A 23,488-nucleotide genomic window follows, 5' to 3' on the forward strand; every position below is an offset into this window, starting at 1 on the left:
GTCGCAGGTCCTTCGCTTTGCGCAGGATCAGCGTTCAGGCTTCAGGATCTGTTGAGCCCAGTAGACGGCATCATGGTACAGCATCGCCAAATCTGCGTCGGTATGCAGCTGGCTGGCAAGGTGTTCGGCTTGCTGCCAGTTGGCAGCTTCATAAGCCTCAATCAGGCATAAAAACTGGCCAAGTCGGCCCTGTCGCTCTTCCAATGCCAGCCGAATGCTGTCGGGCAGCGGCAATTGACTCAACACCTGCGTCATTGGCATTTCGACCAACTCATCGACCTTGGAAAAAAGTCCGGTTAAAAAAGCCGTAGGTGGATCTTTGGGTTCGTTGCAGAAGCGGGCCAGTTCATCGCAGTAGCGTGCGCGTACCAGCGAGGTGATGATACGTGCATCATCCTCTCCAGAAGCCAGGTTGGACAAGGCCAACAAGGCAATAAACTTTTTCAGCTCGGCTTCGCCCATATACACCATGGCCAGTTTCAGGGATTCGATGCGCTGCTCTTTGGCGTAGGCGGAGTTGTTGATAAAGCGCAGCAGTCGAAATGACAACGCCACGTCACGTTCCACAATTTGGCTTAGCCGGTCAAAGTTGAGCTGCTCAGCACAGGATTCGCCAATCAGCTCCAGCAGGTTGAGTTTGTTGCTGCTTAGTTGACGGTGCTTCAGCATCTCAGGCCGGGCAAACAAATAGCCCTGAAACAGAGAGAAACCCAACAGTTTTAGCTTTTCAAACTGCTCAGCGGTTTCAACTTTTTCAGCCAGCAAAGTGACCGGGTGGTGCTTAATGCGCTGAATAAACTTGCTAATTTGCAACAGGTTAAATTGCTGAACATCGACTTTGATGTAGCGGGTGTAAGGTAAGAAAACATCCCACTTTGGATCAAAATCGTGATCATCCAGTGCCAACGCATAGCCCATGCCATGCAAGGCTTTGCAGGCTTGCAGCAGTTCCATGCTGATCGGTACTGTTTCGAGGACTTCAATGACGGTGGTTGCCGGGTCGATGGATGTTGGGAAGTGGTGGATCAGGGTTTCTGCAGAGAAATTGATAAAGGCCAGCTTGCCTGCAGCGATTTGCTCAACACCCACCATCAAATGATGCTCGGTGAGCAAACGTGAGGTGGCCATGTCGCCATCTACATTTGGAAAGCAGTTCTGCTCGCCATCACGAAACAGCAACTCATAACCATAAAGGGTCTTGTGTTCATCAAAAATGGGCTGACGTGCAATGTAAGCGTACAACGGCGAGCTCCTCAAACTGCATGGGCAATCTTTAGTGTAGCTGGTGCTAATGGATGCTCAAGCTGAATTAGGGCTGGCGCAGCCAATTTTTTAGCAAACACCAACAATACAGGGTGATGCCGATACCAATGACCAGCAACACCAAGCGATCGGGCCAGGTTGCCACGTAACTTAGTTTTGAGTGAGTAAACCAAGGAGCGACTATCATGCCTGCCAGGCCTGCGCCAATTGCTATGAGCCATAGCAGGGTATGTGCTTTTCCTTGCCGCTGCCGTCCGAGCCATAGGCTGGCGACCAGGACCAGGATAAGCAGTACTATCAGCCACAGCCAGGGCTTGGCTGCGTACCACAGGATCATCAGAATACCATCCAGGCTCATGCCATTTACTCCTTAGACTTTGCCATGCAACATGGCATTGTAAGCCGGTTGCAGCATCTGTTCTTTCATCATCCACACCAGCCAGGACTCTTCGGTGGGGCTGATAAAGCCAAAGGATGGCAGCAGTTTTCCTTCGTAGCCAAACTCCGACAAGATAGCGCGGCCAATGCTGGTGATCAGTGGGCAGGAGGTATAACCATTGTAGCGGGCGCTCAGTGGCTGGCCACTTAAAAAGGCCAGGATATTGCGCTCGGCCACCGGGGCCTGCATTTTGACGCTGGCAGCGGTTTTGCCAAAAGGCGTGCCAATGACATCGCCAACCCCAAATACATTCGGATAGCGGCGATGTTGCAGGCTGTATTGATCGACTTCCAGCCAGTTGCCGGCAAAAGGCCCATCGTGCCAGACCAGGTCGGAATCTTTTATCACATCCGGTGCACTCATCGGAGGTACCAGATGAATAAAATCATACGGTTCCCGACTGCGTGAGCCGTCGGTATGGGCGAAATAGGCGGTGCGGTTTGCTACGTCCAAACCAGTCAGGACGCGCTGGTCAAAGAACCCGACTTTTTGTTCCTGCCAACGCTGCAGTACAAAGTCGTTGTAGGTGGGCACCGCAAACACCCGGTTTTGATACGGAGTAAAAAAATCAACCTGAAAGCGCTCTCGCTGGCCGGTTTTCTCCAGCCGCGACAAGGTGGTGAAGGTCATTTTCAAGGGCGCACCGGCGCACTTGAGCGGGGTATTGCTTAAGGTAAATAAAGCCCGGCCTTCGCCTTTGCTGACTAAGGCATCGATTTGTTCGCTAGTCGCCTGAGCGGCGGCAGGGCTGGCATAGACGCTGCCAATGCCATGCTGGCCAATCATGCTGATATCAAAGCCTTCAATTTCGTGATAATTGAGCTGACAGCCGGTGGCCACCACCAAGAGATCATAAGTCAGTTGCTGTTGGTTACTGAGCTCGACCCGCTGCTGACGGGCATCGATGGCGGTCACATCCTGCGCCAGCCAATCGATGCCGTTGCCAAGCCATTGGCTGGTGCTGGAGAGCACCCGCTTTGCCGGCCATAAGCCCGAGGCTATCATGGTGTAACCGGGTTGGTAGTGATGCTCTTTCCTCGCACCCACCAGTGTAATACGGGCTCCGTCGATGCTTCGCCGAAGTCGATTCGCCATAGCAATGCCAGCAGCTCCGGCCCCCAAGAGTACGATATGGGCCTGGCTCTTCAGGGGCTTGGCCAGCAAGGCGACTGGCGAAGCCGCAGTGGCTCCGGCGGCCAGTCCAAGCAGCAACTTGCGCCGCAGTGGCTGAGTGGGTGATGTGCTCATGAGACCTCCTGGGCTCCAAGTTCAAACCCCTGCAATTGCTGGTGCAAACGTTGCCATTGCACTCGCACACCGCAGACTTTATCGGCACCACTTTGCTGCCACAAGCGTTCGGCCAGTTCGTTGAACCGATACTGCTGATCACAGGCCGTGATTAAGTTTGCTCCTTGCAAACGTTGCAGGGCGGTGCGGATCTCGTCTGGTTCTGCGCCAGGGGGCTGCAGATACGCCATCGCTTGCTGCATCTGAGCAAAGCTGGCGCTTCCTGTGTCCGCCATGGCATAGCGCACAGCCAGTAACACCAAAGAATCAAATAGCTGCAGAGTCTGATTGGTCATGCTTTGGACTTGCAGGTTGAGATGCCGAGCAAGCTGTATGCCGGACAGGTTTTGAATAAACCCGTCAGTAATGGCACCACACCAATCCAGCCCCAGACACCGATGACGCCTGTGGCCGCCAAAGCGATCAGTACAATACCCACGATCAGTCGCAGTGTTTTATCAAGTCCACCTACATTGGTTTTCATTGCAGTATCACCATTGAATTAGATTAACCTTAATTAAAGCTTAGCTGCAAAACGAGCCCAGTACCAGTGTGAAAAACAGCTTTACTTTGATCTGCGACACTATGTCGCAGGCTTTCATAAGAGAAAATTAATGTAATGATTGTATACTTAAGCTTTATCTAATTGTTGGGCAGTGGAGTGATTGCTGGTATGGAAGCCAGAGAAATTCAGTTTGTCTTTACTTTATGGAGAACGTCGATGTTATTTATGCGCATGCTCTGGTTAAGCGGGCTGTTGTTTATCAGCCAGAATTTGTTAGCAGCCAATGACCCCAGTCAAAGCAGTCTTGGGCTCTATGTGACGGCCAAAGAAGCCTATGCGATGCTGGAGCAAGACCCGAAGGCGGTGCTGGTGGATGTGCGCGATCCGGTGGAAATAAAGTTTACCGGTTTTGCCACCCCCACCAAAATTCATGTGCCCTGGTTGCTGACCGATACCAGTCGGCTGAATGCGGATCAGCAAAGCTGGCCGATGCAGCCGAACCCGCAGTTTGATCAGCAGTTACTGAGCCGCTTGCAACAGCTTGGCGTGCAAAAAGACGATGCCATTATCCTCATCTGCCGCAGCGGTGCGACCCGCAGTGCGCCGGCGGTGGACCGGCTGGCAGGTTATGGTTTCCACAATGTCTGGTCGGTGACCGATGGCTTTGAAGGCAATACCTTGCCAGAAGGACCATCCAAAGGCGTACGGGCGCTGGATGGCTGGCGCAATTCCGGTTTGCCCTGGAGCTACCGGGTGTCAGCGGATGTCGCCTGGACAGCCCCAACAGCCGAAACGGCACAGCATTAAATGACAACGATACAGCGCATCCGATTGCAAACCACGGCTTGCAAACCACTACGAAAACCGCTGTGAAAACTACGATGCAAATTACGATACAAATTACGATGATAACCACGAAGGAGAACGATCGATGAAACTATGGCAAACCCTGGCTTGTGCCGCTGTTGTCAGCACAGCCGCTCACGCTGATAACGATGTCTTTGTTTACCTGACCAGCTCGTCCTTGCAAACCCAGGGCATGGCGATGGTACTGGCCGGCCAGATGCAACAGCAAGGTGCCAATGTCTCGGTACTGCTGTGTGATGGGGCCGGCGACTTAGCCCTCAAAGGCCATGAAAGCCCGACGTTAAAGCCAAGAGACGTCACACCAGCTCAGTTGCTGCAGCAATTAATGTCTGGCGGCGCCAGTGTCGAGGTGTGTGCGCTCTATTTACCGAACAAGCCTGCCACCGCCGATGCGCTGCTCGATGGCGTAACGCCAGCGCAGCCGCCGCGGATTGCTGAAAAGATGCTGAATCCGGCGGTAAAAGTTTTTAGCTTTTAACTACCTGGCCGAGCTCAGGAAAACGGTCTTCGGGCCGTTTTTTTGCGCAAGCACAAAGCAAAGCCCTGTTCTATAGGGTAAGCTATCTTTTTAAGTGAAGATGAATATACGAGGTGGGCATGGCAACAAAGGCGTTCTCGGTTGGAAAAAAATTAACCCTGAGTTTTGGCTTGCTGGCGGTTCTGATGGTAGTGGTCGCCGTGGTCGTGCAGCTGGCACAAAACACCATGAATGCTGCCCGCAGTGCCGCAGCTGAAAAGCGAGAACTGTCCATCTTGCAAATGCAGCGGGAAATTGATCACCTGAACTGGGCCAATGAGCTGGCCAGCAGCATGCTGCTGCAACAACCTTTTCGCGGACAGCTCGAGCCCACCCAGTGCAATTTTGGCCGCTGGTACGATGCCTTTCGCGCATCCGAAGCGTACACCACGGCAAGTCCTGAACTAAAACGAGCCCTGGATGCGATGGATCGGCCGCACCGTGAGCTGCATGCCTCTGCCAAAGCCATCGTAGCAGCCAGCCCGCAAGAGCAAATTCGCATTTATCAGCAGCAAACCCTACAACATCTGAGCGATATGCGTGGTTATCTGAATGAAGTTGCGCAGCTTTTTCAGGCCGAGCGTGATGCCATTATTGCTAAAGCTGAGCGTTCAGACCGTCGCTCCATGGGCTTGGTCTGGACGGCTATGGCACTTACGATTGTTATTGCCATTGCTTTGATTTTCTTATTGCGCCGCTTGATTTCAGAGCCGATGAAAACGCTGAAGAACCGTGCTCAGCAAATTGCCGGAGGTGATTTAACCGGTGCGCCTTTGCAGGTTGCCAGTACCGATGAAGTGGGGATGGCGGCGCTGGCATTTAATGAGATGCAACAGCAACTGCACGACCTGATGGCAGGTTTAATCGGTAATGCCAACAAAGTTGCCGAGCATGCTGCGCATGTGGCGGTGATTACCAGCGAAACCGATCAGGATTTGCAACGTCAGGCCGCTGAAATCGATCAGTTAGCAACTGCCATGAATGAAATGGCGGCGACCATTGCCGAGGTCGCCAAGCACGCACAAAATACCTCGACAGCGACGCACGATTCAGAGCAACACGCAGAGCAAGGGCAAACCATTGTCCGGCGTGTTATTGACGCCATCAGCGACATCGCTGCCGAGGTGGAGCAGGCGTCAGGGACCATTACAACGGTGCAGCAGGAAAGCACCAATATCGGCGGGATCCTGGATACGATTCAGGCGATTGCCGAGCAAACCAACTTGCTGGCATTGAATGCGGCCATCGAGGCCGCCCGCGCCGGCGAGCAAGGTCGGGGCTTTGCGGTGGTGGCCGATGAAGTACGAACCTTAGCGGCCAGAACGCAGCAATCGACGACTGAAATTAAAACCTTGATTGACCGCCTGCAGCAAAGCTCCGGTGCCGCGGTGGCCACCATGCAAACGGGCGTTGAGAAAGCCAAAGGCGGTGTCGCTCTGGCCGATCAAGCTGGTAGTGCACTGACCGATATCATGAGCTCTGTCAGTTCCATCACCGATATGACATTGCAAATCGCCAGTGCGACCGAGCAGCAGAGCACCGTGGTGCAGGAGATGGATCAAAACCTGTTGAAGGTGAATAGCCTGACGGTAGAAACCAAAGCCCGTTCGCAGCAAGCGGATGCCACTTCCACCGAGCTGGAGCGGATGGCACAAGACCTGCTGGCTTATGGCAAGCGTTTTAAAATTTAACTCTGCTTGCAGGTGCCAACGCGGATTGGCACCTGCATAAAATCCGCACTAATTGGTGAAATTCACCAACCTCCTATTTTTCTCTTCGTGGCAAGGCTGGTCCAGAGATGAGCTTTCTGGCTTTAATGTTATTGATTTAAAATGAAAAAATAATTTTCGGTAGATGTGGCACGGCTCTTGAAAATGCTATTGGGACATCATTTACTCCAGGTAGAAAAAAGGGAAAATCCTATGAATGCACTGAACCGTTTTACCGATATCATCAATGCCAATCTGCACGCCCTGCTGGATAAAGCCGAGCAGCCGGAGAAAATGCTGCGTTTGCTGGTGCAGCAAATGGAAGACTCGTTGGCGGAGTTACGCACCCTGGCTGCTGGTCATCTGGCCGAGCGCAAGCAGCTGCAGCGCCGGATTCGCCAGCTGGATGTGGCCATTGCCGATTGGCAGCAAAAAGCCGAGCGCGCCCTGGCACACGATAAAGAAGATTTAGCCCGTGCGGCGCTGGCAGAGCGTTTGAGCGAAGAGCAAGAGCGAAGCAAGCTGCAGCAGGCGTTGGCGCAGCAGCAACAGCTAGTGGATGACCTGGAGGGCGATATCAGCCGGGTGCAAAGCAAGTTGGATGAAGCGCGGCAGCGCTACCAGCAACTGACGCGCCGGGCGGATTGCGCTGAAGTGCGTTTGCAGGTTCACAGCAAGCAGCATCAGCACAAAGTGACCGATGCACTGCACAAGTTTGAGCGTTATGAGCAAAAAGTCGATGATATGGAAGCGCAGTTGGAAGCGATGGATCTGGGGCGAGGTTCCGATACGGCGGCCAGTGTCAAACAACAGTTCCGCGATCTGGAGCAACAGGAGGCCATTGAGCAGGCATTAACGGCACTGAAACAGCAGCAACCCAACAAGGAGCCCAGTCATGCGTAATGTTATGATTGCTATCGCGTTACTGGCCATGATTGTCTGGCTTGGGCCTGCCTTGCTGGGCCTGGTGGCAGCCCTACTGGTTGGCGGCGTGGTGATGATCTTTGATGTGTTGATCGCCGCAGTGGTAGTGCTCTGTCTGGCCGGCCTGGCTTATTTACTGGGTGCTATTGTACTGAACAGTCTGATGCTTGGCATGGTGTTGGCAGGAATCGTGCTGTTGGTCGTAGGCTTTAGTGTGCTTTGGCCCTTGTTACTGCTGCTGGCATTGGTGTGGTTGGTAAGCAGCCGCTCTCCACGTCAGCTGGTTTGATAACCTTCTGGTAAGGGGCGTATAAATGCGCTCCTTACTGCTCGTTAAACTGCTGCTTCGACATCAGATTGACGGTTTCATGCAGCTCAGAAAACACCAGGACGACCTCACCGGATTGCAGTTGCGCTCGGACCTGAGCGACTTTTTGTGCTAGCGATATTTCCTGCTCGCCATAATCGGTGCCTTCGCGCAGTACATAGTATTCAATCAAATTGTTCAGCGTTTCTGTCTCAAGCTGTTGCCAGGGAATAATCACTGCTTCAGTACCTCTTGGAAAAATAGCGGGATCCGCTGGTTCAGCCAGAACACCGGCTTCAATGGGTTGCGGCCACTGACAAAGCCAACATGGCCACCTGAAGGCCAGGCCTCATGAAGCACCAGCTCCGGTAGCTCTGCCTGGTTTGGCACCACGTCAGGGGCCAGAAAAGGATCGTCTTGGGCGTGGATAATCAGGCTGGGAACCTGGATTGCGGGTAAAAACTGCCGGCCACTGGCGCGCTGATAGTAATCGGCAGCATTTAAAAAACCATGCAAGGGTGCGGTAAAGCCATCGTCGAAGGCTTCAATGCTGCGCATACCCTTTACGGTCTGGTGCGAAAGTGGAATAGGGAAGTCAGCAAAGCGTTGCAGCTTTTGCAGCGCGCTTTGTTTCAGCTGGCGCAGCAGGTAGCGCTGATACAGCTTGCTAAAACCCTGATTGATGCGTTTGGCGCTACTGGCCAGTGCCAGTGGGGCACAGACTGCCACAGCAGCACGCAACGGGTTTTGCTGTTGCTGCTCACCGCAGTATTTCATCAGTACATTGCCACCCAGCGAAAAGCCTACGGCCAGCAGCTGAGTACCAGGGTAGCGTTGCTGCAATTGTTGCAGCACGAAACGCAGATCCTCGGTTTCACCCGAGTGGTAAGCACGGGGTAATTGATTAGGCCGGCTGCCACAACCACGGAAATGCATCAGCACCACCGGCCAACCCAGCTGCTGAAAAGCAGTAAACATGCCTTGCACGTAATGGCTGTGCCGGTTGCCAGCCAGGCCATGCAGCAGCACCACCAAGGGCCCCTGGTAATCGGCGTTCAGGCTTTGACTCCAGCACAGCTCCAACTCATCGCCATCGGCCAGCGGCAGCCACTCAGTGGTTAAACTGCCTTGATAGCGTGGGTGCAGGTATTTGGCTGCCAGTGTTTGTAAATGGCCGCCTGGGAGCCACCAGGCCGGCCGAAAGCTAGGATATCGGGTCAAGTTCAGTGAGCCTTGTGTTGTCATTCATGCCATTTAAGCGGCGAAGTTTACCTGTTTTTATCGCAAAACTCCCGCCAGACTGCCATTACGCTTAGTTTACATTTGTTGTTTTACTGGTCTGTTTTTTGTTGTATGGTTGCGGTGTAAAATCAAAGGAGTGTTGAGTATGCGACGACGTGTGATGTTAACAATTGCCTTACTCGGGGCCGGATTATTTTCTACAATGGCAATGGCCAGCGAGCCAGACAACAGCCATCGAATTGGGGTGAGTTTCTTTTGGGGCTCTACCAAGGTCGCCGATCCTGAATCGGATCGGGAGCAAAACTTTTCAGATTTTAATGGTTACAACCTGTTTTATCGTTACCAATGGGATCCTCAATATGGTGTTGAACTGGCCTACCGTCACGGCTCTATGGGCATCGGTAGTGCGGTTTCCAATATTTTTTTTGGTGAACTGGAAGACATCGATTACCGTGCCATTAGCATCAGTGGCTATGCCGGCTATCCGTTAACGCAACAGCTGCAGCTCTACGCAAAGCTAGGTCTTAGCCAAAATCGGGTGGCGATGCAGTATCGCACACGTCGCTTCAGTGAAACTGAGGTTGGGGTCATTGGTGCAGTTGGCTGGCAGTATCAGTTTAACAATGGGCTGGGTTTTCAAACCGAAGCCAGTTACAGCTCTGGCAAAACCTTTAAATCTTTTGGCACCGTGCTGTTTGGTCTGAATTACCGTTTTTAGCCTTACTGCTGCTGGGTGTAGTGCTGGATTAACTGCAGCACCACACCCTCCTGCTGCATTCTGTCCAGCTCTTGTTGCAAGCGCTGCACCAGGCTGGCAGGGGTGTTGGGGTGTAGCGCCAGGTAATTGTCACCGACATCCTCTAACTTAAGCCAGGCTTCGGCACTGTCTTCGTCTGCGCCATGTTTTTGCAACCAGCTGCGCACGGAGCGTCTGGAGCCAACCAACAAATCGATGCGCTTGGCCAAAAACAACGGCACCGGCTCGGATTTGGTGGCAAAGTCGAGCATGTTGATACCGTACTGAAAGCCTCGTTCTTTAAAGTAGCTTTCATAGACATCGCCACGGGCAACCGCCAACCGAAAAGCTTTGGCTTCCTCCAGGTCGGCAGGATTCACTTCGGCTCTGCCACGTAAGCGAAACAAATACCCCCAGTCGGATGCCAGGGGACCAACCCACTGAAACAAAGCTTCACGCGCTTCATTGCGTGAGGTGGAGAACACCCCGCTCATGGGCTGCTGCTGCGCCTGCTCAAAGGCTCTGGGCCAGGGCAGCAGCTCAAACTGGCACTTGACCTGAGTTCGCTCGCAAAGCTGTCGCAGCAAGGCCACATTGATGCCATCGACCTTGTCCTGTTCCAGGTAGCTGTAGGGTGGCATGTGCTCGGTGTATAGCTGAAGCTGGATGGCAGGTATTTCGGCCCAGACGGCAAGACTGAACAAGGCCCACAGCAAGCACCAACGCATCATCGCTCTCCATTCATGCAGACTGATACCAGCTTAGCGCAGAAAGGCCGGACCAGCCACCGTCGATTTGTACCCTCTTTCAGGTTATGATGCAAACGGATGCTGCAGACACCTGAGGAACCCATGAAACGCCGGGCTTTTTTACAACTTGCTGTTGCGACCCCAGTGGTGCTGTGGACCGGCCTGCATATTGGTGCCACGCTGCGACGGCCATCTTTGCAGGCATTAACCAATTATTTGGAACGCTTGCCCTTGGCGCAATTGCAGGCTACGGGCGACTGGGGAGTCAGTGAGATTTTTCAGCATTGCGCCCAAAGCGTGCGCTATTCGCGTATTGGCTATCCAGAGCAGCACTCCCGACTGTTTCAGTTGACGGTCGGTGGTATGGCATTAGCGGCTTTTAGCACCGCCGGCAATATGCGGCATTCGTTGAATGAGCCTTTACCCGGAGCCCCCAAATTGCGCGCCACTGTGCCTGTGGATGTTGCTCATGCCGAGCTCATTTCAGAGTTGGAGCAGTTTATACGTTGGCAAGGGCCGCTGGCACCGCATTTTGCGTATGGCCGTTTAAGCAAAGCGCAATACTACAATGCCCATTGGCTGCATCTGCAGGATCATCTGCAGGAGATAACGCTGGTGTAAGCATCGGCTTTTTCGGCTACAGCCAGCGCCGGGTTTGCTGGCAGTAGTGCTGCCAACTGTCGCCAAAACGCTCGGCCAGCGCCCGTTCCTCTGGCATTATTTGCCAATACTGCAACCAGAACACAAAGAGCGGCAGCCATAAAAAGCTGCTCAGGCTGTGCGACCAAAAGGATAGAGCCAGCAGCAACAACAGAAACCCCAGATACATCGGGTTACGGCTAAACTGATAGAGTCCATGGGTGACCAGCTGACTGCTGCGCTCCGGGTAGCGTGGGTCAACTGTGGTGTTGGCCCGGCGGAATTGCCAAAAAGCCCAGCCACAAAAGATGCTGCCATCCAGCAGCAACAGTATCGCCAACAGTTGACTGAACCACAGCGGCCAGGGCGCTGGCCAACTGGCTGTTAGCCAAATCAGCCCGGCAAAGACCACAAACAACAGTAAGGGCGGGATTTTCTTTTCCATAGCACAGGCTCCACAACAGGTTTTTTGCAAGCATAGCAAGTCTGAACCTGCTCCGGTCAAGCAGTAAAGCAACTGATCCGCCTTGTTTTAACCGTCTTTAACCGGTAACTTAGCGACACTTCAGCATGAATTTGCTGCAAATATCGGCAAACTATCCAGATAACAACGATAAAAGACGGGCTCATGGCAACTCACTCTTCCTATTCCGCAGCAACTTTGCGCGGCGATCTCTTTGGTGGCTTAACCGCGGGCATTGTCGCTTTGCCTCTGGCACTGGCGTTTGGGGTTGCTTCCGGGGCAGGGGCTGCCGCTGGTTTGTATGGGGCCATTGCGCTGGGCTTAGTGGCTGCGCTTTTTGGTGGCACCCGGGTGCAGATTTCCGGCCCCACCGGCCCAATGACGGTGGTGTTTGCCTCGGCCATTGCGGCTTTAGGCGGCAGTTTTGAAATGGCGCTGGCGGTGGTGCTGGTAGGTGGGGTGCTGCAAATTGCGCTGGGCTTGCTCAAAGTCGGCGGCCTGGTACGCTACATCCCCTATCCGGTTATTTCCGGCTTTATGAGCGGTATCGGGGTCATCATTATTTTGCTGCAGCTGGCGCCGTTAATGGGGGCAGCGCCATCGCCGTCGCCGCTGCAGGCGTTGGCAAAATTACCGGATACGCTGGCAGAGCTCAATCTGCACGCTTTAGCACTTGGACTGATGACCTTCGCCATTGTCTGGTTTACCCCGATGCGCATCAGCCGTTACCTGCCGTCGCCCTTACTGGCGCTTTGTTTGTGTACCCTGGCTGCGGTGCTGCTGGAGTGGCAGGTGCCGGTGATTGGCGATATCCCAACCGGTTTGCCGGAGCTGCATCTGCCGCATTTTAGTCTGGTGCAGTGGAGCCTGATTTTCACCTTGGGGCTGACCCTGGCGCTGCTGGGCACCATCGACAGCCTGCTCACCTCGCTGGTGGCGGATTCCATCACCCGTACCCGGCATAAACCAAACAAAGAGCTGATCGGTCAGGGCCTTGGCAATGTGCTGTGCTCCTTTATTGGTGGCTTGCCGGGCGCTGGCGCTACCATGCGGACTGTGGTCAATGTCAACGCCGGTGGCCGCACCCGGTTAAGTGGCATGGTGCATGCGCTTTTCCTGCTGGCCTTACTACTGGGGCTGGGCCCTTTGGCGGCGCAAATTCCGCTGGCGGTGCTGGCTGGTATTTTGGTGAAAGTGGGGCTGGATATCCTCGATTACCGCTTACTAAAACGCATTTCCGGCACGCCTAAACCCGAAGTGATCATTATGCTCAGCGTCTTTGCGCTGACGGTGTTAGTGGATCTGGTGATTGCCGTCGGCGTGGGTGTGGTGCTGGCGATGGGCCTGGTGACCTGGCGCATGGCCAAAACGGCACACATTCATCTGGAAGACGACGAACTGCTGGATGTGCCGAATGATCCAGAGCACCCTGGGGTACGACTGGTACGCTTGAGCGGCCCGCTGTTTTTTGGCTCCATGGCCGAGATGCTGGATCGGATGGACAAGGTCGACCAGGTACTGGATACCCACGATATTGTGCTGGATTGCCGCGGGGTCGATTACATGGACCTAACGGCGGTGTTTGCCATTGAAGACATGTTGCAAAAACTTCAGCACAAAAAATTGCGGCCCAGGTTGCTGCTGGACGACGACGCCCTGCGCCAGCGCTTGCTGGCACTGCAAAGTGCTGTTTTTACCGAACAAACGCTGTGTATGTCGGTGGAGCAGGTGCTGGACGGGTGCTGTACGTCCGATGAAAGGATAAGCAAGCCATGATCACCATTCAGCTGGATCCGCTCGAATCCACCGCCGTCATCGAGCTGCTGCAGGGCCATCTGGCCGATATGTACGCCACCTCGCCGCCCGAGAGTGTGCATGCGCTGGATTTAAGCAAATTAAAAGCACCGGCTATCCGCTTTTGGACCGCCTGGGAAAACGAAGCATTGCTGGGTTGTGTCGCACTAAAGCAGCACAGTGCCAGCATGGGCGAGATAAAGTCGATGCGCACCGATCCAAAGATGCGTGGCAAGGGCATTGGCCGGGCTTTGCTGCAACATGTGCTGACCGAAGCTGCGGCCAGTGGCATCACCGAGCTCTATCTGGAAACCGGTTCGATGGATTTTTTCCAACCCGCTCGTAGCTTGTACCAAAGCGCAGGCTTTGTGTTTTGCGGTCCTTTTGCCGATTACCCGGACGATGAAAACAGCTGCTTTATGCACAAAAACCTGCAGGCAGCTGCAGATATGTCCGAGCCGGTACAGCGCCAGCTCGATGCCTACAATGCCAAAGACTTAGCGGCTTTTTGCCGCTGTTATCACCCGGATATTGCCATTTACCGCATGCCGGCAAGCGCCCCTGCACTGCAGGGCCTAGACGCACTGCGGCAGTTCTATGCCACCGAGCGTTTTACCTTACCAGCGCTACGCGCCGAAGTGCTCAGTCGGATGGTGGTCGGCAATAAGGTGATTGATCACGAGCGGGTCTATAGCCTAAGCGACACGCCATCCGAAGTGGCGGTGGTATACGAAGTTGACGCTGGCCGGATAAAAACCTGCTGGTTTTATCCCTCACGCTAAATCCTGTTGGCCCTCAGCGGCGTATTGCCTCTGTAGGGTGACGGTGAGGGCTTGGCGTGAAACTCTGGATTCTCATACTTTTGTTGCCATTTAGCCTGCCAGCGGATGAGCTGGCATGGCAAGCCTGGCGTGATGGCAACGCCGTTTTAATCATGCGCCATGCGTTAGCGCCAGGTACCGGCGACCCGCCAGGTTTTGTGCTGCAAGACTGCAGCACCCAGCGTAATCTGAATGCACAAGGTCGTCAGCAGGCCCAGGCCTGGGGTGATCTTCTGCAGCAAAAAACAGCTGCCGATGTGCAGATTTTTAGCAGTGAATGGTGCCGCTGCCTTGAAACCGGTGAGCTGATGGCGCTTTCAGCGGTTGAACCCTTGCCACTGCTGAATTCATTCTTTGCCGGCCGTGGTGACAGGCAGGCACAAACCAGCGGATTGAGAGCATTTCTGGCGCAGACTCCCTTGAGCACACCTACAGTGCTGATTACGCATCAGGTCAATATCACCGCACTGACCGGCATTTTCCCCGCTTCCGGCGAAGGCTTACTGTTAGCCTTGCCGCTAACCGACCCCGTGACTGTGCTGGCACGGGTGCCGCCGGAGTGACAGAATGCAAGTTCAAATGAATTTTTCGGGGTAGTAAGCCGACAGGTTGTGTCGCATTACAAGCACACTGCTATCAGTTGGCAATGTACCTTTTTATAGGAGATAGCTCATTCAAGGTGACAAAGCGATAGTCCTGGTGAAATAGCTCTTTGATCATCAATGGCAGTGCTTCGCCAGAGCCGTAAAAGCACTGTTGGCAAGGTTTCCGAAATGATATAGTTGCGCTCAATTTGTTATCTTCGTCCTTTCAACTGTATGGAAGCAGTATCAATGCCTTGCTTTGTTTCTCCTCTACGCTACCTTGCGTTGGCTGCCAGTTTGTTCTTGTTTGGTTGTAGCGTAACGACGAATGAGACTGCCACAAACCATCCATCAAGTTCAGTTCAGCAACTACAAGGTGACTGGCGTGGAGTCCTTAGCCATAACAGTGGCTTCGATCAAGTGCTCAGGATGCGGGTTTCAGCGGAACTGCAAGGTGAGCTTCTTATATACAATTTACTTCAGATGCAAAGGAATCAGACTCCGGGGCGATTTGTCTTTTCTGAGCACGACATTACTCAGCACGATGGATTTTGGGAAATTGAATTGAACTCGGTTGTTTACCCTGGCCTCAACCGTGTTCGCCTTGTGCTTGCGCCGACCATGACTGGCTCTTTGCGCGGTTTTCGGCTGCTTGATATGCATTCTGAGGGTCGTATCCTGAGTCGCCAGAGTCAGGTTGAATTGATGAGGAACCAAAGTGAGTAACAAAACATGCTGGATTGGATGGCTATTAATTGGTTTGTGGCTGCCGGTGGTTGCTTCTGCGGCTCACCCTTTAGCAGGAAGCTGGCGTGGCGTATCTCATGCTGTGGTGCCTTATTTGGAGGAGTTCTTTTTTTATGCTGAAGGTTCCGGTTGTTATCGTTATGCCCTGATTTCCGATGCAACTCAGGGCCGAGCTAAGTGTTTTGAAGAGTCCCAACTGATTGAAAAAGATGGGTATTTTCATCTGACGCTGGATGATGCCATCAGCTTTCTGTTGGTGCTTAACTCGGGTGGAGAGCTCAGCGTTGTACAAATTGTTGAGCTGACAAGCATAGAGAACGTAAGCCTTAAAAGTACACGTTTTGTGAAGATGGTCAAAGACATTGATCAGACTGAACCGGTTTGGCGTTCGGAATTGAGCCCCGACTGCCGTTTATGTCAGTAAGACTGGCTCAAGCAATATCCGCTGCATCTTTTGCTGGCGCAGCCAGCTCAGGGCCTGAAGCCCCAAGGCTGGCTGCATCAGGCGGCCTTGAGTGTGATCTGAATATCACGAATAAGCAGCAGCGCATTCACGTCGCTGGCCGGGGCTTCTTCGCGCAAGATGCGGAACATCCGCTTTTCTTCCAGCGGCAGCGCCTGGAACTCGGCGATGATCTGATACAGCCAGATTTCGCTGTCCCACTCCAGTTGTTGCTGCGCCAGGTACTCCAGCGCGCTTAGTTTGCCGCCCTGATCAATCACTCGCAGGTAGAAGTTTTCCACATCGGTTTTCAGTGCTTGCTGGCGGGCAGCGATTTCTTCATCGGCCAAAAGCTCAGCAAAGCTGGCGCTGTGCTGTTCGGGTAAGACGATGGGGTTAGGCCGTGGCAGGGCGCGCACCAGTTCAGCCAGCTCGGCCCGCTCGCTGGCTTTATCCAGTGCGATGGCGGCCTGTGGCCGAATCGCTGTGGCCTGATTGAACAAGGCCGGTAACTCGGAGCGGTTGGGGTAATCGGCCGGCTGGTACTTCGGATGCTGGCGTAAAAAAGCCGCCATATTGGCGATCAGCAGCGAGCGGGCCTGCTGCTGGCGGAATTTGGCCAGCAGTTGCACCAGTCGTTTTTGCACTTCCAGCAAGCTGCTGTGGTGCGAGCTCAGCTGGTTTTGCAGCTGGCTGACCAGCAATTTGCGCAAATGGTTGTTGCCCTCAGACAGCTCAATCAACTCGTTGAAATCGAGCAAATCCAGGCCATCGAGCAAACGGCGCAATTGCTTTTGCGCTCGTTCGTTTTCGCGGATTTTATCGTCCAAGCTACTGACAAAGCCAAAGTCGCTGTTCAGCCGGTGCCAGAGGCTGTCGATGGCCTCTTCAAACTGGCCGCTTAAATCGTGCACATGCTCGGTCAGGCGCTGCAGTTGCAGCTCGGCCACGCTGTAATCGCCTTTGTACTGCGCATCGCGGTAGGCCTGCACCCGGTTGCGGATTTGCTCCAGCTTCTCCGCCACATCGGCGTTGATCTGGCGGCGGTTTTCATCGGCCACCATGCTGGCAATCAGCTCGCTGACCAAGGGCCTGAGTGCCAGTGGCTGCTGCTCGTCCGGGCGCCATAAAATACGGGCGGCCATCAGCTTTTTCAGCGCACTGTCGCTAAAGACGGTTTCATCGATATGGCCATCGAGATACCCTTGCATCAGCGCCTTGTGGTGCTTGCCCAGCAAGGCCAGACGCTCGGCGCCAATGGCAAACAGATTGGAGGCGGGTTCCAGTGGTGCCATCAGAGCAAGGCCTCCTGACTGGGGGTATCTTCGACCGGCAGCTGTTCTTCATCACGGATAAAGCGGATCACATCCAGCAGGTAGTCAATTTTGCCGGTGACAATGTAGTACTGGCGCTCGCTGTGCGGTTGCAGCAGGTAGCCGTGCTCTTTTAAACGGCGGAAAATCAGCTTGACCTGGCTGTCGAGCTGCTCGCTTTGACTGTTGAAGAAGCGATCGCTGGCCAGTGCATTCAGCCGCTGGCGCAGGCTCTGGTTGTCTTCGGTGCGCAGCACAAATTCCTGCAGCTTGATGGTATCGCCGGCGGTTAAGGCGCTGTCGCGGCCGAGGGTCTCCTGCACCAGTTGCAACCATTCCAATAGCGGCAGCAAGGATTGCACCGTCAGCGCAAACTGGCTGCTTAAATGCTCACGGGCAGTTTTGTTCAGCTCCTGATAACCCAAATAAAACACCGTGCCATCGTCGTTGCTGACCAAGCGGCGATTAAGCGGTCGCAGGTAGTGGTTGATGTCCTGCTGGGTTTGCTCCTGGCTTAGGTGACGAAAAGCATCTTCGTCCGTTACCTGGCAGATAAAGTCGCCGGCCAACAGCCGCTCCAGTAAAGGTCCGTGTTGCAGCATCAGCTCGCCTCCTGCTGTTTCTGCGCCAGGCGTTCGGCCAGGCGGCTGATTTTAGGTTGAATGCGTTTCAGCTGGCGCTTACTGGGATCCTGCTGGCTTGGTTCTATCAGATAGCGGTGCTGGAACAGCATCAGCACATCGGATTCCGGGTTCGGGAAGGCGCCAACAATTACAATGTCGTTCTGGCTGCAGGCCTGGAACAGTTTTTCCACATTGTGGTAGGCCAGGGTGCCGATTTCATCAATCGGCCAGTGGATCCGTACCTTGGCCTCGCCCCGCAGCAGCCGGGTAAAGGCCAGCAGGTATTTGCACAGGATCAGGTAGGCCATGCCGTGACTGGAGGATTCCAGCAACTGACGATCATTTTTGATCACCAGCTCGGAGCCGCCTTCACTTAAATGCAGCTCCAGCCGCAGCAAGGATTCAATGCTGTACTGCTCGTCGGCCCTTAGCAGCTCGACCACATCGGCCAGGGCGTTCAGATACTGATCCGACGGCAGTGCCTTACCAGAGTTGCCCCAGTCGTCGTAGAGCTTGGCGAAGTGTTTCAGCGGTTGCCAGAAGCCGAGTTCGTCGATGGTGGACAAAATCCGCACTTCGGATTTGCTGATCCCCTCCAGTACCAGATCGTCGGCCACGGCTTCGCTTAAGCGGCGGCTTTGCAGCGCAATGCGGCGGTTGATGTCGCTAAAGACGGTAAAGAATTTCTTCAAATCGCCGCCGATGTTCTCGCCCATTTCCAGCAGTTGCTGCTGGGCATCCTGCAGAATTTGCAGCAGGTTGTGCAAAATCGGCAGTTGCTGGCGTTTGCCGGCGTAATCCGGCAGTTTGCGTTTTTCGTGCTCCAACCGATCTAAAAATTCCGGGCCGGCATCTTTGCTCAGCAGGCTCTCGAAGTGCTCCAATGCCTGTTGCAGCGCGCTGTCGACTTTGCTGCGCTGCTCCAGAGCTTCGCCGGCGCGGGCCAGGCGCTCCACCACATCGGCCGAGGGGGCCAGGCTGGCCGGCGTGACACTGGCCAGGTGCAATTCGGCCAGTTTGCTGACGCAGGGTTTTAACTGCGCCAGTCGCTGCTCGGCTTGCTGCATTTGCTCCTGGTGCTGCTGCTTCTGCGCTTCCAGGTTTTTTTGCTGTTGGCTGTGATCGGCTTTCAGCTGCTCCAGCGCTTGCTTGCTGCTGCGCTGCTGCTGTTTCAGCTGGGTTTCCTGCTCCAGCAGCTGGGGCCGCAGCTGTTGCCAGTCCAGTTGCATAAAGCTTTGCCAGGCGCTTAATTCGTTCTGACGAGCGCTGACTGCCTGAATGTCGGTTTTTAACTGCTCTTGTTTTTGCTTTAAGTCGGTCAGGCGGCGCGGGTCAATGCCTTTGGCCGAGAGCTCCTCAGCAAAGGCTTGCTGCAGTTCGCGCAACTGGCTTTTGTTGTCGTCGCGCTTGCGCTCGAGTTGACGCTCCAGCTCGTCCATTTGCTCGTCGAACACCTGCAGCTCGGCCTGCCAGTCGGCTTTGAGCTCCATTTTCTGGTCGTTGTGATCGTCTTTTAAGGCGGCGAGATCCTGTTGCTGCTGCTGTTGCAGTTTTTCCAGCTGTTGCTGGCGGCTGTGCAGTTCGCTGCGACCTTGCGTCTGGCGCTGTTTCACCAGCTCGCGCTGCTGGGCTTCCAAGCGGTTACGGGCGTCGCGGGCGTAGTCGATGTTTTGCTCGTACTGGGTCAGTTGCCACTCGGCCTGATCCAGTTGGGCTCGTACCAGCTCGGTCTGCTCGTGCTGCTCTTTAAGCGCTTTTTCCGCAGCTGCTTTTTGCGCTTTGGCCTGCTCCAGCTGCTGGGCGGCACTTTCAATGCGGTGGCGGATGGCGGCTTCATCCTGAGCGTAATCCGGCGTATCGATGGCGGCTAAATCCAGCTGCAGACCATAGAGGCTGTCGGTCAGATCCAGCAGATGCGGTTGCAGATCATGGCGCTCCAGCAGGCTTTCATCCAACACCTTGCCCAGTTGTTGCTCCCAGCCGTGGTAATGCAGTCGCAGGTAATGGCGCAAACTGCCTTGCTCCGGGCTGAGCTGGCGGTGCAATTGCTGCAGCTGCTGCTCGGCGCTGTGCAGGGCTTTGCGGCTGGACTCCAGCTGCTGATCGGCCTGCTCACGTTGCTGTTTGGCGTGCTGGTACTGCTTTTGCAGTTGCTGCAGCTGACGGGCTTGTTGCTGGGCTTGTTGCTGCGCTTGCTCCAGCCGCAGTTCGGCGGCGCGCAACTCGTCGTGCTCAGCTTCACTGAGTGGCGAGGTCTGCAGCTGGCTTTGCAGCACGGCTATGGCATTGCTGCATTCGGTCAGCTGGGCGGCAAACAGTTGTTGCTGCTGTTGCAACCGCCCCTGAAAGGCTTGCTCCAGGTCGCTGAGCTTTTGCTCCTGCTGCTCGCGGGTTTGATCTTTTTGCTGCTGCAACTGCTTGGCTTTGGCACGGTGCTGCTCGCTCAGGCGGTTAAAGGCTTCGGCCAGCTTGGCTTTGCGCTGTTCGAGCTGACGCTCCAGATCGCCGTGTTGCTCCACCATCAGCTGGTACTGCTCGGCCAGCTCTTGCAGGCTTTCACGCCACAGCGGCAGCGCATCGGTATCGCGCTGCAGTTTCGGCATGTCTTTGCTGTCAAAATCGTCGAACTGCTGCTGCAAACGATCAAGCCGGGCCGTGGTTTCATGCAGGCTGGCTTCGGTCTGCGCCAGTTGGCTGCTCAGCTCCATTTGCTGTTGGCTGTAGCTTTCTTTGGCGCTGTGCAGTTGTTGGCGCAGGCTTTGCACTTGTTGCTCGGCATCGGCACGCTGCTGTTTCAGCTGCTGCTCGTCTTGCTCCAGCAACGGCTGCAAGGCCGCCAGCTGTGCCTCGGCACCATCCAGTTGCACGGCCAGCTGCTGCAGTTGTTCAAAATCCTGTTTCAACCGGCCAAGGCGCATTGACTGGCGCATTTGCTGGATCCAGTCCCGCACCTTGGCACTTTTTTGTTTGGTGGTGGGCAGGGTAACGCCGTCCTCTTCAAAAATCGCTGCCAGCATGGCTTTGAGCGTATCCATTTTGCCTTCTTTGGCGTGGACGGCGCTGACCAGCTTTTCGATATGGCGCAGCTTGTGGCCACTGTCGGCCAGACTAAAGCTGGCGGCCAGCCGGCGCAGCTTGATGCTGTCGGCATTGTTGCCACGCAGCGCCGCGGCATCGTTTTGGATAATGCTGCGGTATTCGCTGGTGGCGCTGATTTTAGCCGAGACTTGCACTTCGGGCCGGCCGCGCATGGCGCTGGCCCAATCGCTGTAGCTGAGGGCTTTGACGCCTTCGTCGCTTTGCTGCAAATAAAAATCGCTTTGATAAGGCGCGCCAATAAAGCGGTACTCAACCCCGCCATCGCTTTTTTTAGTCAACACGGCCTGACAGACGGCACCGTTTTCGCGCTGGTACTCGTACACCAGGTAGCTGTTGCTGAAAGGCAGGTAGAATTCATCAAATTTTTTGCGGGTTTTGGGCACCACCCGGTTTGGCTGCTCGCCATAAAATACCGGTACCAAGCGTTGCAGGGTGGTTTTGCCCGAGGCATTGGTACCGCAAATATTGGTGTGCTGATCCAGCTGCAACTCCACCACGCCAGGCAGGTGGGTGTGGATCAGCACAATACGAAGTAATTGAGACATAGCGCATCCTGTCTGCAGTCCGATTCGGCTGCTATGGTGTCATTTTTGTCGTGTTATAACGGCTATTATCCATGGAATAGCGGGAAATGCCAAAGAGGAAATCAGCGGTTGCTGTCAATGACGGCGCTGCCTGCAGTCAGATTGCTCAGCTGCTGGCAAAAGACGGCTTCAGCGCTTTGTGGTAGGCGGATGGTAAGGGTGACCAGATGGCTGTAATCGCTGCTTAATAGCTCGCCCTGATGCTGGCTTAGCAGCTGCCGTACTTTGCTTTCATCGGCAAAACCAAGCTGAATACGAAGTTCGGTTTGTGGGCTGACGGTGCCAAGCTCTGCCAGATTGGCCGCTTGCGACACCGCGGCCGAATAGGCCCGTACCAGGCCGCCGGCGCCAAGCTTGATGCCGCCAAAATAACGCACCACCACCGCCAGACAGTTGCCCAGCTCGCGCTCGGTCAGTACATGCAGCATTGGCCGGCCAGCCGTACCGCTGGGCTCGCCATCGTCGCTGCAGGCCTGCGCCTCGGGCTGGCGGGTGTTGCCAATACTATAAGCCCAGCAGACATGGCTGGCATCCGGGTAGCGCTCGCGGTAGTGCTGTACCCAGTGCATGGCTTCATCGCGGTTTTCTACCGGCTGCAAGAAGGTCAGAAAGTCGCTGTTTTTTTCTAACAGGCGGTGTTCAACCGGAGTGGCTAGGATGGTGTAAGTCTGCGCATTGTTGGTAGCTGTATTCATGGTGGCGCTAGTATAACGAAAAAGAGGGCCATCGTCTGTGCCCTCTTGTTGATGCTGTCACGCTTTTTTTATAGTACGTAACTGATGTGCTGGAAAAAACGCACCGTCAGGTTTTGGTGGTTGCCATCAAAGCCGATGCCTTTGGCGAAGCTGCGCAGTGCGTCTTCCACCTGATTCATAAAGCGGCCATAGCCCATTTCGGTGTTGTCTTCCTTGCTTGCTACCAGCACAAAATGCGCGCTTTCTACCAGATTATCGGCTTGCCAGAAGGTCAGGTACTGCGGCTCGGTGCAATCCGGGTTAAAGCTGATCTTTTGCAGCTCACGGTTTTTATCGTGCTGATCCCATTTGCTGTTGCGCACCAGCGGGGTGAGCCCATTGGCCACCATAGCGAGGCGGTCCAGTTTTTTGCCGGCACAGGCTTGCTGGAATTTATCCTGCAAATTTTGGTAGAGCGGGCTGAAGTCCTCACTGCGCTCGTGCAGCAGTTGTTGTTTCAGCGCCCGGCTGAGCGGTAGCGTGACGGTGACATAGGTGATTTCACTGTGCTCTGCTGGCAGCTCGCAATGCCGTGCCTGATAGCGCGGGTACAGACCACGCAGCTTGTAGCCGTAGCTTTCTTTGTGGCCTTTGCTTTTGGCAAAGAGGTCGTACGACAGATGCTGGTGATCGCGCAGCTTAATGGCGCAGGGCTCGGCCAGCTGCTCTTTTAGCTGCTTTAGCAGCTGCACCACTTTGCTATGGAAGCTGGCGGCTTGGCTGCGCAGCTCTTCGCCGGTGGCTAAAAACAGCAAGCGAATCTTTCTTGCCTGGTAATCCGGGGTGACAAACAGATTCTGGCCTTCGTGGTATCTGGGGTTGTAGAAGAACAGGATTTGCTTCTCAGTTTGAAAGGTGTAGGACTCGGTATGAAAACGCACCACGGGCAGTTTGTCATTCGCAATTAAATGCACATTGCGCAGCTCCAATGCATCGGCCAGCTGAAACAGCTGCTGCGCCAGCCCCTGATAGCAGTCGTCCGTGCTGGCATAGTGGCGGTAAAAGCCATCGTCCAGTTTGATTTCGGCCAACAGGTACTGGTTGGAATGGGCATTGGTTGGGATGTACACGCGATGTGGGTTGTGCGATGCCATCTAAGA

25 protein-coding genes and 1 pseudogene are annotated in these 23,488 nt (G+C 54.6%); 12 read left to right on the forward strand and 14 right to left on the reverse strand.

The features are described from left to right. Positions 1–27 precede the first annotated feature (27 nt). The 5 genes from Q3O59_RS15360 to Q3O59_RS15380 form a co-directional block, all read right to left on the reverse strand. Positions 28–1,242 (reverse strand): EAL and HDOD domain-containing protein, encoded by a 1,215-nt coding sequence (locus tag Q3O59_RS15360; RefSeq protein ID WP_305946418.1) that lies wholly within the window; start codon positions 1,240–1,242, stop codon positions 28–30. A 67-nt stretch (positions 1,243–1,309) separates the two neighbouring features. Beyond that, complete coding sequence (locus tag Q3O59_RS15365) at positions 1,310–1,621, reverse strand: oxidoreductase (RefSeq protein ID WP_305946419.1); 312 nt, start codon at positions 1,619–1,621, stop codon at positions 1,310–1,312. A 12-nt stretch (positions 1,622–1,633) separates the two neighbouring features. After that, entirely contained in the window at positions 1,634–2,950 is a 1,317-nt protein-coding gene (locus tag Q3O59_RS15370; RefSeq protein ID WP_305946420.1) for an NAD(P)/FAD-dependent oxidoreductase, read from the reverse strand. Further along, a complete protein-coding gene (locus tag Q3O59_RS15375; protein ID WP_305946421.1) occupies positions 2,947–3,285 on the reverse strand; it encodes a hypothetical protein in 339 nt (112 codons plus the stop codon). The genes Q3O59_RS15370 and Q3O59_RS15375 overlap by 4 nt, the downstream gene beginning before the upstream one ends. Beyond that, entirely contained in the window at positions 3,282–3,473 is a 192-nt protein-coding gene (locus Q3O59_RS15380) for a YgaP family membrane protein (RefSeq protein WP_305946422.1), read from the reverse strand. The genes Q3O59_RS15375 and Q3O59_RS15380 overlap by 4 nt, the downstream gene beginning before the upstream one ends. A gap of 237 nt (positions 3,474–3,710) precedes the next feature. Between Q3O59_RS15380 and Q3O59_RS15385 the strand changes: the two genes are divergently transcribed. The 5 genes from Q3O59_RS15385 (at position 3,711) to Q3O59_RS15405 (ending at position 7,800) form a co-directional block, all read left to right on the forward strand. Then, positions 3,711–4,301 carry a rhodanese-like domain-containing protein gene (locus Q3O59_RS15385; RefSeq protein ID WP_305946423.1) on the forward strand — a complete coding sequence of 197 codons (591 nt, stop codon included), beginning with the start codon at positions 3,711–3,713 and terminating at the stop codon, positions 4,299–4,301. Between the two features lie 124 nt (positions 4,302–4,425). Next, positions 4,426–4,839, forward strand: a complete 414-nt coding sequence (locus Q3O59_RS15390; RefSeq protein WP_305946424.1) for a DsrE family protein — start codon at positions 4,426–4,428, stop codon at positions 4,837–4,839. Positions 4,840–4,958: 119 nt separating this feature from the next. After that, the gene (locus Q3O59_RS15395) at positions 4,959–6,569 is read left to right on the forward strand and encodes a methyl-accepting chemotaxis protein (protein WP_305946425.1); all 1,611 of its coding nucleotides are present in this window, start codon (positions 4,959–4,961) and stop codon (positions 6,567–6,569) included. A gap of 231 nt (positions 6,570–6,800) precedes the next feature. Beyond that, positions 6,801–7,490 (forward strand): PspA/IM30 family protein, encoded by a 690-nt coding sequence (locus tag Q3O59_RS15400; RefSeq protein WP_305946426.1) that lies wholly within the window; start codon positions 6,801–6,803, stop codon positions 7,488–7,490. Further along, positions 7,483–7,800, forward strand: coding sequence for a hypothetical protein (locus Q3O59_RS15405; RefSeq protein ID WP_305946427.1), 318 nt, complete (start codon positions 7,483–7,485; stop codon positions 7,798–7,800). The genes Q3O59_RS15400 and Q3O59_RS15405 overlap by 8 nt, the downstream gene beginning before the upstream one ends. Positions 7,801–7,834: 34 nt before the next feature. On the opposite strand, the gene Q3O59_RS15410 is transcribed toward Q3O59_RS15405, so the two are convergent. Together Q3O59_RS15410 and Q3O59_RS15415 are read right to left on the reverse strand one after the other, a co-directional pair. Continuing rightward, on the reverse strand, positions 7,835–8,056 hold the full coding sequence (locus Q3O59_RS15410; RefSeq protein ID WP_228591866.1) for a YheU family protein: 222 nt from the start codon (positions 8,054–8,056) through the stop codon (positions 7,835–7,837). Continuing rightward, entirely contained in the window at positions 8,053–9,039 is a 987-nt protein-coding gene (locus Q3O59_RS15415) for a hydrolase (RefSeq protein ID WP_305946428.1), read from the reverse strand. The genes Q3O59_RS15410 and Q3O59_RS15415 overlap by 4 nt, the downstream gene beginning before the upstream one ends. A gap of 166 nt (positions 9,040–9,205) precedes the next feature. On the opposite strand from Q3O59_RS15415, the gene Q3O59_RS15420 reads away from it, so the two are divergent. Further along, the gene (locus Q3O59_RS15420; protein WP_305946429.1) at positions 9,206–9,778 is read left to right on the forward strand and encodes a porin family protein; all 573 of its coding nucleotides are present in this window, start codon (positions 9,206–9,208) and stop codon (positions 9,776–9,778) included. A gap of 2 nt (positions 9,779–9,780) precedes the next feature. Here Q3O59_RS15420 and Q3O59_RS15425 read toward each other — a convergent pair whose 3' ends face one another. Then, on the reverse strand, positions 9,781–10,527 hold the full coding sequence (locus Q3O59_RS15425; protein WP_305946430.1) for a substrate-binding periplasmic protein: 747 nt from the start codon (positions 10,525–10,527) through the stop codon (positions 9,781–9,783). A gap of 120 nt (positions 10,528–10,647) precedes the next feature. On the opposite strand from Q3O59_RS15425, the gene Q3O59_RS15430 reads away from it, so the two are divergent. Then, positions 10,648–11,166 carry a DUF1569 domain-containing protein gene (locus Q3O59_RS15430; RefSeq protein ID WP_305946431.1) on the forward strand — a complete coding sequence of 173 codons (519 nt, stop codon included), beginning with the start codon at positions 10,648–10,650 and terminating at the stop codon, positions 11,164–11,166. 16 nt (positions 11,167–11,182) lie between these two features. Here the strand turns inward: Q3O59_RS15430 and Q3O59_RS15435 are convergent, their stop codons facing one another. Continuing rightward, the gene (locus Q3O59_RS15435) at positions 11,183–11,629 is read right to left on the reverse strand and encodes a methyltransferase family protein (protein ID WP_305946432.1); all 447 of its coding nucleotides are present in this window, start codon (positions 11,627–11,629) and stop codon (positions 11,183–11,185) included. Positions 11,630–11,812: 183 nt separating this feature from the next. Between Q3O59_RS15435 and Q3O59_RS15440 the strand changes: the two genes are divergently transcribed. The 5 genes and pseudogenes from Q3O59_RS15440 to Q3O59_RS15460 all read left to right on the forward strand — a co-directional run bounded on the left by Q3O59_RS15440 (position 11,813) and on the right by Q3O59_RS15460 (position 16,017). Further along, a complete protein-coding gene (locus Q3O59_RS15440; protein ID WP_305946433.1) occupies positions 11,813–13,423 on the forward strand; it encodes a SulP family inorganic anion transporter in 1,611 nt (536 codons plus the stop codon). Next, a pseudogene (locus tag Q3O59_RS15445) lies at positions 13,423–13,878 on the forward strand (GNAT family N-acetyltransferase); the annotation flags it as partial. The gene Q3O59_RS15440 and the pseudogene Q3O59_RS15445, both read left to right, overlap by 1 nt. Positions 13,879–13,890: 12 nt before the next feature. Beyond that, on the forward strand, positions 13,891–14,223 hold the full coding sequence (locus tag Q3O59_RS15450) for a nuclear transport factor 2 family protein (RefSeq protein ID WP_305946467.1): 333 nt from the start codon (positions 13,891–13,893) through the stop codon (positions 14,221–14,223). A gap of 74 nt (positions 14,224–14,297) precedes the next feature. Further along, positions 14,298–14,825 (forward strand): histidine phosphatase family protein, encoded by a 528-nt coding sequence (locus Q3O59_RS15455; protein ID WP_305946468.1) that lies wholly within the window; start codon positions 14,298–14,300, stop codon positions 14,823–14,825. A gap of 739 nt (positions 14,826–15,564) precedes the next feature. Then, positions 15,565–16,017, forward strand: a complete 453-nt coding sequence (locus Q3O59_RS15460; RefSeq protein WP_305946434.1) for a hypothetical protein — start codon at positions 15,565–15,567, stop codon at positions 16,015–16,017. A gap of 77 nt (positions 16,018–16,094) precedes the next feature. On the opposite strand, the gene Q3O59_RS15465 is transcribed toward Q3O59_RS15460, so the two are convergent. The 5 genes from Q3O59_RS15465 to Q3O59_RS15485 form a co-directional block, all read right to left on the reverse strand. Then, positions 16,095–17,330: a hypothetical protein gene (locus tag Q3O59_RS15465; protein WP_305946435.1), complete on the reverse strand. Its 1,236-nt coding sequence runs from the start codon at positions 17,328–17,330 to the stop codon at positions 16,095–16,097. After that, positions 17,330–17,950: a condensin complex protein MksE gene (locus tag Q3O59_RS15470; RefSeq protein ID WP_305946436.1), complete on the reverse strand. Its 621-nt coding sequence runs from the start codon at positions 17,948–17,950 to the stop codon at positions 17,330–17,332. The genes Q3O59_RS15465 and Q3O59_RS15470 overlap by 1 nt, the downstream gene beginning before the upstream one ends. Further along, the gene (locus tag Q3O59_RS15475; protein WP_305946437.1) at positions 17,950–21,615 is read right to left on the reverse strand and encodes an ATP-binding protein; all 3,666 of its coding nucleotides are present in this window, start codon (positions 21,613–21,615) and stop codon (positions 17,950–17,952) included. Before Q3O59_RS15475 ends, Q3O59_RS15470 begins: the two co-directional genes overlap by 1 nt. A gap of 101 nt (positions 21,616–21,716) precedes the next feature. Next, on the reverse strand, positions 21,717–22,349 hold the full coding sequence (locus tag Q3O59_RS15480) for a YigZ family protein (protein ID WP_305946438.1): 633 nt from the start codon (positions 22,347–22,349) through the stop codon (positions 21,717–21,719). A gap of 68 nt (positions 22,350–22,417) precedes the next feature. Next, a complete protein-coding gene (locus Q3O59_RS15485; RefSeq protein WP_305946439.1) occupies positions 22,418–23,482 on the reverse strand; it encodes a DUF3083 family protein in 1,065 nt (354 codons plus the stop codon). Positions 23,483–23,488: the final 6 nt, after the last annotated feature.

Origin of the sequence: Alkalimonas delamerensis (assembly GCF_030717955.1) — a bacterium.
Taxonomy (GTDB): Bacteria; Pseudomonadota; Gammaproteobacteria; order Enterobacterales; family Alteromonadaceae; genus Alkalimonas; species Alkalimonas delamerensis.